Below are 2,380 nucleotides of genomic sequence, written 5' to 3' on the forward strand. Positions count from 1 at the left end.
CGCATTTACGGAGATTGATAAATTTGGTGGAATAATAGTTATGCCAACTTTTGATCCCGCGCAACTTATGCCGTTGTTTACATTACGCCAAAATATTTATACGGACCCGCAAAAACCAATTCAGGTAGAGCCGAAACTTTACGCGATAGGCGAGCCTGATAAAAAGTCGCCTATTTTTGTAACGACAAATTTTTCGCTAACCTACTTTTTGGTTTCAGGAGAAATTGAAAATAGCGGCATTTCAGCGTGGCTTGTTATCCCCGAATGTGAGGGTTTTAGCGTGCTGACGGCGTGGGCGGCGGGAAAATTTTCAGGCTCTTCAATCGCCAAGTTTATTAAGGAGATAGACATAGAAAAACAGACTGAAACAAAACAAATTGTTATCCCCGGTTATGTCGCGCAAATATCAGGCGAGCTTGAAGAAAATATGCCGGGTTATAAAGTTCTTGTCGGTCCCGGTGAAGCCGGAGATTTGGAAGGCTTTATTAAAAATGTACTGATGAAAAAATAATGCCAAAAATAACTTTTTTACCGGATAATATCACAGTAGAAGCTGAAAAAGGCACATCGCTCCTGTCCGCCGCGCGTTCCGCCAAAATATTTGTTGAGACTCCGTGCGGCGGCAAGGGAACGTGCCAAAAATGCCGCGTAAAAATAACCGCGTCTAGGGGCAATGGGGAAAGCGTTAAAGACGCGCTTCTTTGCCAGACCGCCGTTCCTGATGAGCCAATTACAGTGGAGATTCCAAAGTCAGCTTACGGAAAATCTTCCGTCAGGGAAGGTCAATTTGAAAACTTTAACGATCCGTCCGAATATTTGCCTGAAAGCAAAGAATCGTTTTTAAAAAAAGTAAATCTTCAAATTGCGAAACCCGCGCCGTTGGACGGGTTATCTGACATTGACAGATTTACAAAAGCGTTTACAAAAAGAACGGAATGTAAGGCCGTAGAAATGCCTCTTAATGTGTTAGCTGTTTTGCCTGAAAAATTACGCAACTCCAATTCTACGCCGAGTCAGCAAACAGGCGCGTCAATCGAAAGCAGTTTTTTCCCGGAAGGCGAAGTACAGGCTTTTTATTTTATAGAAAACGATGTCGCCAAGATAGTTGACGTTTCTAAAAAACATCAGAAAGCTTATGGAATTGCCGTCGATATAGGAACCACAACAGTAGCATTGTGGCTTGCAGACATGGAAGACAGAAAAGTTATCGCGGTTCATAACGCTTATAACGGTCAAATTGAATGCGGTTTGGACGTGATAAGCCGGATTAATTACGCGAAGAAATTCCTTCCCGAATTAAAAACACGGATACTTAAAACAATCAATGAGTTATTAATTGCCGCCTGTAAAGATACAGGAATTGAGGCGAATCAGATAGTTTGCGTATCTGCGGCAGGAAATACCACAATGACTCATTTACTGTTAGGCGTCATTCCTGAATATATCCGTCTTTCTCCGTATACTCCGGCAGTTTTCCTGCCGCAATGTTATACGGCGGTGCAGGTAGGAATAGGCGTGTGTGAAAACGCTCCCGTATTATTCGCTCCCGCCGTGGGAAGCTATGTGGGGGGCGACATAACCGCAGGGTTGCTTTGTACCGCTCTTGCCGCGCCGCCAAAATATTCAGGCGGACTTATTTTATTTATCGACATTGGCACTAACGGAGAAATTGTTCTAGGAAATAACGATTTTATTTTCGCCTGCGCCTGCTCGGCCGGTCCCGCTTTTGAGGGTGGAGGAATAAAACACGGAGTGCGGGCGTGTTCAGGAGCGATAGAAAGGGTATTGATTGACGAAAACGGCAAACCGCAAATCTTCACAATCGGCGGCGCGGATCCAATCGGCATTTGCGGATCGGGGGTAATTTCGGCTATCGCTGAACTTTTCAGGAAGGGAATTATTGACTCCGCAGGGAAGTTTTCGCGAAAAAAAGGCGAATATTTTCTTTGCGACGGAATATCGCTCAATGAAAACGACATTAACAATTTTATCCGCGCGAAGGGCGCTATTTTCTCCGCCTGCCAAACAATGCTTGACAATGCGGGAATGTCGTTTAACGACGTGGAAAAGTTTTGCGTAGCCGGCGGCTTTGGAAGGTTTCTCGATCTTGAAGACGCGAGAACAATCGGCTTGTTGCCGCGCCTTCCAAACGAAAAGTTTGCCTTTCTTGGCAACACTTCAGTTTTGGGCGCGTATCTTACTCTGGTTAGCGAAGAAAGAAGGAAAAAAATGTATGAGATTGCCAATAAAATAACGTACATGGATTTAAGCAGCGAGGCTAACTACATGGACAGATACACAGGCGCGCTTTTTTTACCGCATACGGATAAGAAATTATTTGAGTGACGGTGTTGTTGCCAGCATATTGCCAAATGGAATG

At 44.4% G+C, this 2,380-nt stretch carries 1 protein-coding gene and 1 pseudogene; both read left to right on the forward strand.

The genetic code is table 11. The annotated features are described in order from the left end of the window. Positions 1-511 (forward strand): annotated as a pseudogene (locus ACYVRA_RS06145) (acetyl-CoA decarbonylase/synthase complex subunit gamma); the annotation flags it as partial. After that, positions 511-2,346, forward strand: coding sequence for an ASKHA domain-containing protein (locus ACYVRA_RS06150; protein WP_461251870.1), 1,836 nt, complete (start codon positions 511-513; stop codon positions 2,344-2,346). The pseudogene ACYVRA_RS06145 and the gene ACYVRA_RS06150, both read left to right, overlap by 1 nt. Positions 2,347-2,380: the final 34 nt, after the last annotated feature.

It is taken from the genome of Treponema sp. R8-4-B8 (assembly GCF_054786175.1).